The sequence below is a fragment of the Phormidium pseudopriestleyi FRX01 genome (assembly GCF_017313335.1).
Taxonomy (GTDB): domain Bacteria; phylum Cyanobacteriota; class Cyanobacteriia; order Cyanobacteriales; family Laspinemataceae; genus Laspinema; species Laspinema pseudopriestleyi.
On the sequence record NZ_JAFLQW010000400.1, the window covers coordinates 1 to 8,697 of the forward strand.

6 protein-coding genes are annotated in these 8,697 nt (G+C 49.3%); 3 read left to right on the forward strand and 3 right to left on the reverse strand.

Translation table 11 applies throughout. From position 1 onward, the window contains the following. Positions 1–106: 106 nt before the first annotated feature. Complete coding sequence (locus J0895_RS15035) at positions 107–1,570, reverse strand: GH25 family lysozyme (RefSeq protein WP_207088868.1); 1,464 nt, start codon at positions 1,568–1,570, stop codon at positions 107–109. A gap of 460 nt (positions 1,571–2,030) precedes the next feature. On the opposite strand from J0895_RS15035, the gene hisA reads away from it, so the two are divergent. Further along, the gene (hisA, locus tag J0895_RS15040; RefSeq protein ID WP_207088869.1) at positions 2,031–2,804 is read left to right on the forward strand and encodes a 1-(5-phosphoribosyl)-5-[(5-phosphoribosylamino)methylideneamino]imidazole-4-carboxamide isomerase; all 774 of its coding nucleotides are present in this window, start codon (positions 2,031–2,033) and stop codon (positions 2,802–2,804) included. A 333-nt stretch (positions 2,805–3,137) separates the two neighbouring features. Here the strand turns inward: hisA and J0895_RS15045 are convergent, their stop codons facing one another. After that, positions 3,138–5,366 carry an APC family permease gene (locus J0895_RS15045; RefSeq protein WP_207088870.1) on the reverse strand — a complete coding sequence of 743 codons (2,229 nt, stop codon included), beginning with the start codon at positions 5,364–5,366 and terminating at the stop codon, positions 3,138–3,140. A gap of 294 nt (positions 5,367–5,660) precedes the next feature. After that, positions 5,661–6,902: a CheR family methyltransferase gene (locus J0895_RS15050; protein ID WP_242541336.1), complete on the reverse strand. Its 1,242-nt coding sequence runs from the start codon at positions 6,900–6,902 to the stop codon at positions 5,661–5,663. 455 nt (positions 6,903–7,357) lie between these two features. On the opposite strand from J0895_RS15050, the gene sipA reads away from it, so the two are divergent. Together sipA and J0895_RS15060 are read left to right on the forward strand one after the other, a co-directional pair. Then, positions 7,358–7,618 carry a regulatory protein SipA gene (gene sipA, locus J0895_RS15055; protein ID WP_207088871.1) on the forward strand — a complete coding sequence of 87 codons (261 nt, stop codon included), beginning with the start codon at positions 7,358–7,360 and terminating at the stop codon, positions 7,616–7,618. Then, positions 7,615–8,514: a YegS/Rv2252/BmrU family lipid kinase gene (locus J0895_RS15060; protein WP_207088872.1), complete on the forward strand. Its 900-nt coding sequence runs from the start codon at positions 7,615–7,617 to the stop codon at positions 8,512–8,514. The genes sipA and J0895_RS15060 overlap by 4 nt, the downstream gene beginning before the upstream one ends. Positions 8,515–8,697 lie beyond the last annotated feature (183 nt).

Genomic DNA, 8,697 nt, shown 5'->3' on the forward strand with positions numbered 1-8,697 from the left:
CTCAATAAAAATCGGGGCAACTGCTAAACAATTGCCCCGATTTTGCGCCGGTTTAACTGGAGTTCAGGAGTGACCCGGAAGCGTCAAACCTGGACCCTTTAACCCCTTAACTGCGCCACTTGCGGGTAAACTCATCCAACACCGAACTATGAATCTGGCGTTGCAACCAGTTGATTGCCTGTTGTTGATGGTTTAATCCCTGATAATATTGGCAGACATCTACCAAAGAAATATTCGCCGGAACCGCAACCGATGCCTGATTGCGCCATTGACGAGAAAACTCAGATAAGGTAGTATTTGGAATTTGAGTTTGCAACCACTGAAGCGCCTGCTTTTGATTACTCAAGCTTTGGTAATAATTACAAACATCGACCAAATCGATATTTGTAGATTGCGCTGCCATCTGCTGATTTCCCGATCGCCACCACCGGGCAAATTCGTTTAAAATCCCACTAGAAACCTGACCCTGCAACCAATGAATCGCTTGGTCTTGCATGGGCAATCCTTGATAAAATTTAGCAACATCCGCAAAATTAATCGGGGATGACGCAGAGGCATGACCCCGCCAACGACGGGCAAATTCTAGTAAATTTGCCTGAGAGACTTGACCCTGTAACCAATCTAACGCTTGATTTTGATGGGAAAATCCCTGATAAAATCGACAGACATCAATCAACCGAATCACCGGAGTTGGACCCGACTGAATCGGCGTCGGGTTCGGTACAGGAGTCGGCGTTGGCGTTGGCGTTGGGGTGGGAATATAAACCGGGGGAGGCGTCGGTTGAACCTGGGTGGCAGGTTGTCGCGCACTGACAAGGGCCGTCCAAGTCTGAATTCCCACAATGCCATCCACGGTAACATTCATCGCCCGTTGAAAGTCCATCACCTTGGAATGCATCGTTGCGCCAAATACCCCATCAATGGACCCGGGATTGAATCCTTTATCCCGGAGACACATTTGGATATACTTAACGTGAGAGCCTTTCCCTCCTTGGCGGCTGACATTAAACCAGTTGACATCCACACCGCCATTAATCCCGCTGACTTTGCCGCTTTCGGTGTATTGCCAAAAGGTCCAACCATCCCAACCCCCGGGAACCCAAGGATTGTTCGTCTGATAGTGAGCAATCCATAGGGGATAATCGGTAAAAATTTTCGGATTGCCAATCCGTTCCCAAAAACTGGGATAAGTGTAAATAATTGGGCGACGCTTAGTTTCTTTCTCGATAATTTCGAGCCAAGTTGTAATATCCCGAATAATCGCACTTGCACCGACCCCATCGGTGGATTCAATATCCAGAACCGGGGGCAAATCATCCGTTTCCAGTTTGACGGTTCTGAGGAAAACATCCGCTTGTGCTTGGGGGTCTTGTTTGGCCCGATAGAAGTGGTAAGCACCCCGAGGCATCCCCAGGGATTTAATCGCGGCCCAATTACTGCGATAAGAATCAGCCACAAACGTAGCGCCTTCGGTTGCTTTGGTAAAGGCAAACCCCATGCCATCGCCAACCACGGAATTCCAATTTACGGGATGTTGCCAATCGGAAACGTCGATACCTTTTGCACACATAATGGTAGATCTTGTTGAAAGAGTGAGGAACTGAATGTAGCCGGACCCTCATCCCCCAGCCCCTTCTCCCAAGGAGGGAGAAGGGGGGCTAGAAGTCTCTCTCCCAGAGGGAGAGGGATTTAGGGTGAGGGCCGATAAGGTGAGATACCCACCTTTGTTTCGGCTAAACTTCTCAAGGAAGTGGCCGGATGTTTGATACAATTAGGAGGCAATTCCTCGGGTGGTAGCCCCTGCACAAGGGCTGATCGCAGCTTGTGGTGCAGGAGGGAAAACTTAGAAGGAAAAAGCCTGTGCTTCTCCTGCGAGTCCCCGAAAATGTCCCCTTGGAGTGATAGCTAAACTATACGGATGGTGAGGAGTTGGATCGGGAAAGGGTCAGGATTTAACTTAAACTGCAATCGATGACTTTTATTTCATCCCGTGCCATAGTAATTGAGTAAAATTTGAGGTCAGATTGGTTATGGAAGTGATTCCAGCGATTGATTTATTAGAAGGTCGTTGTGTCCGTCTGTATCAGGGGGATTACGATCGCTCGGATGTGTTTAATGAGGACCCGGTGGCGGTTGCCAAACAATGGGTAGACGAAGGTGCGACTCGCTTGCATTTAGTGGACCTAGATGGGGCAAAAGCGGGGGAACCGCGTAATATGAAAACCATTGAGGCGATCGCCCGCGCCATTTCCATTCCGATCCAAGTCGGTGGCGGGTTGCGAGAGTATGCCTCGGTTGCCAATCTATTATCCCTCGGGATTGATCGCGCCATTCTCGGGACTGTGGCAGTTGAAAAACCGGAACTTGTCCAGCAACTCGCCCAAGAATTTCCGGGTCACATTGTGGTCGGAATTGATGCGCGAGATGGCAAAGTTGCTACCCGGGGATGGTTGGAAACCTCGGAAGTCTTAGCGACGGTCCTGGCGCAACAAATGGTAGCGTTAGGCGTGGCAGCGATTATCTATACGGATATTCATCGCGATGGGACATTGGCAGGACCGAATATGACCGCCTTGCGTGAACTAGCGAGGGCGGTGGATATTCCGATTGTGGCCTCTGGTGGTGTGAGTTCCCTGACGGATTTGCTCAGTTTGCTGTCCCTGGAACCGTTAGGGGTGAATAGTGTGATTGTTGGGCGATCGCTTTATACGGGGGATGTTTCCCTGAAAGAAGCAATTCAGGCGATCGGTCCTGGACGGATTCAGGATGTGCCACCGGATTTCGGTTCTTCGGCTTTTGCTTGAAATTAACATATAACCCCACCCGATTGGGTGGGGTTATAGGGATGGTAACCACTGAAGTCGCAACAACCGACGGAGTTTAAAACCTAGCCCTATCAAGGTGATAAATTTGATGACAAAAAATCCTTATTTCATGTAGTGGCGCATTGCGCCCCTACAAATACACCTTGACAGGGCTAACCCTTGAACCCTAGTCCTGTCAAGGTGGTAAATTTAATGACGCTCAATCGTTTTTTCATGTATGGGTTTGGTCTCCAAACCCTCTGATATGATGTAGGGGTTTGGTCTCCAAACCCTCTTGAGGCTTCGGATTTTGTTCCTAAAAACCCTGGTCAATTAAGCGTTGTCGGTTAACACCTCTTCAAAGGCAAAATCTGGGGCAGCCAGGACGAAAATTGTAGTCGGTAAACCGGCAGCGCGAGCTTGTAATTGTTCATAGTAATCCGTATAATTCTCGCGAGGGGTTGCCATGCCGAGAAAGACTAGATCCGTGTTTTGGGAAGACTCATGCAGAATGTCATTAAAGGGTTGTCCGTCAGCAATCAGAACTTGCGGAATGGCACCGATGCGTAATCGTTTGACCAAGGCGGCAAGATTGGCTTCGGCAGATTCGGCAGCAGTGCGATCGGGGACGACCAGTTTAAGATAGACTTGGGCATTTTGCCATTGGCTGCTAGTTCTCACTAAATAGGCCAAAATCAACATGAGACCGCCATTAGCTTGTAATCCACCCCACCACACATCAATCCTGCGACGTTGACCAAAACCCTTGTCGGCATTTTCCCGAAAGATAATCAGGTTGCGTTTGGCTTGGTGCAGGTTGGCGATCATGTCGCAATAGCGATCGCGATTGGCGGCTTCTTCACTATCTCCGAGTAAAATCGTATTCGGGACTAAGGGTCCGAGTCCATAGATTTCTACTAGATTTTTCGCGCCCACAAAGGGGTCCGGGGCGGTAATTAATCTCACTAAGGCTTGAACCCCGCGCTTTTCTAAATAGTCCCGAATCGTGGCTTCTAGCTTGGTTTGTTGGGCTGGATCCCGAGATCCACTGGGTAAAACACTGGATACGGTAATTAACCCGCGATTGTGAGTGAAGGCGGTGGCGAGTTCTATCAAACTCCAGCGCCTTGTTGGTGCACCGGAAAGCACCAAAATGTGAGGTCGCCAGTTTTTGGTATCCGGTTCATGACTGAGGTTAAAAATCCCCGTTCGCACGACTTCCATCCATAGACCCCGGCGCACATCTCCCCAGGCGGATTCGAGTTCGCGACGTTCTAACCAGATATAAATTCCCAGGACGATAATTCCGGCAACTACGGTGGCGATCGCATTAATCAGGAGCATCACGGCGATACAACCGACTGCACCGAGGAGGGAAATTGACCAATGGACCCGAAAGGTGGGGCGATAGGATGGACTTTGCAAAAAGCCTTCAATCCCTGCGGCGACATTTAAAACCATGTAGGTGGTTAAAAAGAACATAGTGAGGACCGGGGCAATCATATTCAAATCCCCGACGGCTACGGCGAGGGCTGCAATCCCTAGGGTGACGCAGGTGGCGATAAACGGCTCATCATCGGGTCCTTTTCCGTTCCCAAGTATCCGCAGACCAGAGGGTAAAATGCCATCCCTTGCCAGGGCTTGCAGGACCCGAGGTGCACCTAAAATGCTCCCCAAGGCACTGGATAAGGTCGCCCCCCAGACTCCAAGGAGAATGGCCGGTCCCCATAAGGCCATTTCTTGCATAATCAAGGGATTGGCAATTAGGGTACTGGCATCGGCACGCATGGCGAGAAGGAACGGGAGTCCCATATAGATCACATAGCCGGTCCCTACGGCAGCTAGGGTGCCAACGGGAATGGAACGGGAGGGGTCACGCAAGTCGCCGGACATTCCCACCCCCGCCATGATGCCGGTAACGGCAGGGAAGAAGACGGCGAAAACGACCCAGAAGGATTCGGAATTTTCGGGTTTAGCGCCCCACAGTTCGATCACGGTGTTTTCGACGGGACTCCCGAAGGCAAAGGATATCAGAGATAGGACGATCGCCGCCATGATGAAATATTGGGCGCGGATGGCAGTCCGGGCTGATTTCATGGCGAGTAGGGCCACGGCGAGGGTGGTGATTAAGGCGATCGCCCGTTGCATGGTTTTGAATTGAGGAAATGCCTCACCGATACTTTCTGCAAACCCAATGGTGTACAGGGCCACGGAAAGTCCTTGGGCAAAGTAGAGGGGAATGCCCACGGCACCGCCGGTTTCAATCCCCAGGGACCGGCTGATCATGTAGTAGGCCCCTCCCACTCGGACCACGCGATCGGTGGCGATCGCCGAGATGGAGAGGCCCGTAAAAAAGGTAATTAAGGTGGCGAGGGTGACGATGATCAGGGTACCGAGTAAACCGACATTCCCCACTACCCATCCAAATCTCAAATACATGATCACCCCGAGAATGGTCAAAATCGACGGGGTATAAACGCCACCAAAGGTCCCAAGACCAACGGATACCGGAGGATTTACCGGATCTGGGGACGGACGACGAAATAAGGAAAAGCGAGGCATAACAACTGATAATGACGATACTACAACCACCTTAGACGATTGCCGCCCGCTAAGGCTCCTTAGCAGTTGTCGGAGGTCTCAAATATGGCGATCGCTGAACCCAGATTGATCAACGTTCCATCTCATCAAATATATAGAACAACAGACCTGATTTCTCACCCTTGATCACAACTAATCCTCAAGATAGATATAGCGGTTCCCGGACTCATGAGGTATGCCAATAGAGCCCTAGCCCTGTCAAGGTGGTAAATTTAATGACGCTCAATCGTTGTTTCATGTAGGGGTTTGGTCTGATCACCCTCTTGAGACTTCGTTAAACGCGATACTCACGCCGAGGGGATCGCTGGTATTTTGCTGTAAGAGAGAGATTTCGATATCTAGATACTGAATTCTGCCATCGCTCAAAGTGCGAATCACATCGCTAACGAGAATCGAGTTTCCCTCTTTGTAGACTCGTTCAATCTGCGATCGCAACTCCACGGGACGGTAAGAAATTTCTAAATCCTGGAACGGTCGTCCAATGTCTTGACGATTAATGCCAAAACGGGACCGAGCTAACTGATTAGCTAGGATCAGGTTGCTGTCCGAGTCTACTACAATTTGAGCCACGGGTACTGCATTAAAAGTAGCTTCCAACAGGCGGATATTTAAGGCATAGCGAGTACCGGACTCTTCTTTTCGATTCTGCGCTAAGACTAAGAGGCGATCTCGCTGGTCCATTGTTCGGACTTTCTTAAAAATGCGGTGTTGTAAATTCAATGGGCTAAAAAGCTCGGCGTGAGTGAGTAGCATTTCGGCTTTGCCCAAAAACAAAAAGCCCGTGTCTTTGAGTGCAAGATGAAAGCGAGATTGAATCTGATTTTGGACTCCCGCATTAAAATACATCAAGGTGTTGCGGCATATCAACAAATCCAGACGAGAAATGGGAGCATCGTGAATCAAGTCATGGCGACCAAAAATCACCAACCGACGCAGATCCCCATCCAATCGGAAGCGATCGCCCACCAGCTTAAAGTATCGCTGCTGGAACTCTTCAGAGATACATTCGATGTCTTTGGCTTTATAAGTAGCATTCCTTGCCTGTGCCAAGGCTTCCTGATCTACATCGGTGGCGTAAATTTTCACCCGTCGCAGACACTCTTCAATACCGAGGGTTTCTGCTAGTAAGATAGCCAAGGTGTAGGCTTCTTCTCCCGAGGCACAACCGGCAGTCCAGAAGCGCAGTGGTTCTTCAGGGGATTTGTGTTTGATAATCAGTGGCAAAATATAGCTGGCTAAGTATTGCCATGCCGTGAGATCTCGAAAAAAGCTAGTAACATTAATTAAGATGGTGTTGAATAAGGCTGGGAATTCTTCTGGGTGAACTTTCAGGTACTCCAGATAATCCCCATAGTTGTCAATATGATGCTCCTGCATTCGCTTGGTGACTCGACGCTGGAGGCTGGAACGCTTATATCCGAGGAAATCAAAGCCGCGCGATCGGCGCAGATACTCTAAAATTGTTTCAAAGATTAAAGTTTGATCATTTGCAGTCATTGTTGATGGGTTGATGAGGGCGCTGCTTATGAGAGGATATAAGGGATTTCCATAAAAATAATGGGGCATTATGAGGTCTCAAAGCCCCATTATTTTTATGGAAATTCCTAAGATGTTGTCCGATGAACACCGGGGGTAGGACAGTCCGCAGGGAGGTCCCCGGGTATTCGCTTGGAGAGAATTGACCCACCGCTGGAAATCGGGAGCGTTACCCTATCAAAAGCTGATGGATTAACAAGGGGCGATCGCACTGGCTCTCTCCCGGAGATATTTTTAGCTTAAGTCATTGATTAAAACCCCTAATTATAGAGGGGATTGAATACATTTTAAGGAAAAAGGGTTTCGATAACTCCTGATTACCTCTGTGCTTTAATCATACCCCAATTTAATCGGTTTGGTCAGGATGGATTTTATCCTTTAAAATTTAAGAGATAAATCCTCCAATTCTCAAAGCAATGTCAAAAGAATTCACCCTCGGCGATCGCGTCCGGATTGTAGCTTTACCCGCCTACCTCAAAACCGCTGAACCCATCCCCATGCTCCGTCCACCCAACGCCGTCAGCCTGGGGGAAGAAGGCACAATCTTCGATCGCAAACCCGGGGGATATTGGAGCGTCCGATTTAAAAAAGGGGCGTTTCTCATCGAAAGCCACTATATCGAACCCCTAGAGAATACCCTTGAAACATCTCAAGAAGTCACCGCAGAAAACGAATGAGCACCCGTTCAGCTTGCTTAATCTTTAATCCCTGTTCTGGGAAAGGCAATCCCGAGGCCGAACTCCAACAGATTTCCTCACTTTTAGAACCAGAAATTAAACTGGATATCCGCTATACGGAACCCGATTTAGACACCAGTCAACTGGCTCATGAGGCAGTCGCCCGAGGGGTTGATTTAGTGATTGCATCCGGTGGCGATGGGACCGTTTCTGCGGTCGCTGAAGCCTTAATTAATACAGAAATTCCCTTAGCTGTGATCCCCAGAGGGACTGCTAATGCTTTTTCTGTTGCCTTGGGAATTCCTACTAATATCCCTGATGCCTGTCAGACGATTTTATATGGATTAATCCGGGCGATCGATGGCGCAACTTGCAACGGGAAAACGAGCATTTTGCTCACGGGAATTGGATGGGAAGCCGAAACTGTGGAACAAGCCGATCGCGAGGCGAAAAACTGGTTTGGAGCAATGGCATATTTAGTCGCGGGAATCGAAAAACTCTGGGATATTCAGTCGTTTGAAGTCGAGCTTGAAATCGACGGAGAAATTAGCCGACTGCGGGCGATCGCCGTCACCGTTGCCAATGCTGCACCCGCCACCTCAGTCCTCGCTCAAGGACCCGGAGGCGTCATCCCCGATGATGGATTGCTCGATGTCACGATTCTATCCACACAGACCGAAATGAGCACCTTGGGAGCCGTTTCTAGCTTGATGACTGGCGCATTACGGGGAGTTGCTTCTCAACATAATGATGTCTTATACCTGCGGACAAATCGCATCAAAGTGACCACAAATCCCCCCCAAAAAGTGACCGTTGATGGGGAACTCAGAGGGACCACGCCCGTAGAAATTGAATCCGTTCCCCTGAGTTTAAATGTCATGGTTCCGGATATCTAGTCCCGAGGGCAAAAATGAAAAATGGGGCCAATTAGGTTCCCCTCCAGCCCTAGCCCTGAATTGGTGGTAAATTTAATGAAGAAAAATCCTTGTTTCATGTAGGGGTTTGGTCTCCCTACCCTCTAATCTAATGTAGGGGTTTGGTCTCCCTACCCTCTAATCTAATGTAGGGGTTTGGTCTCC

Bases quoted from the DNA above. Each gene is read 5' to 3' on its own strand.
- J0895_RS15035 (WP_207088868.1), bottom strand. From the start codon at position 1,570: ATGTGTGCAAAAGGTATCGACGTTTCCGATTGGCAACATCCCGTAAAT.
- J0895_RS15045 (WP_207088870.1), bottom strand. From the start codon at position 5,366: ATGCCTCGCTTTTCCTTATTTCGTCGTCCGTCCCCAGATCCGGTAAAT.
- hisA (WP_207088869.1), top strand. From the start codon at position 2,031: ATGGAAGTGATTCCAGCGATTGATTTATTAGAAGGTCGTTGTGTCCGT.
- J0895_RS15050 (WP_242541336.1), bottom strand. From the start codon at position 6,902: ATGACTGCAAATGATCAAACTTTAATCTTTGAAACAATTTTAGAGTAT.
- sipA (WP_207088871.1), top strand. From the start codon at position 7,358: ATGTCAAAAGAATTCACCCTCGGCGATCGCGTCCGGATTGTAGCTTTA.
- J0895_RS15060 (WP_207088872.1), top strand. From the start codon at position 7,615: ATGAGCACCCGTTCAGCTTGCTTAATCTTTAATCCCTGTTCTGGGAAA.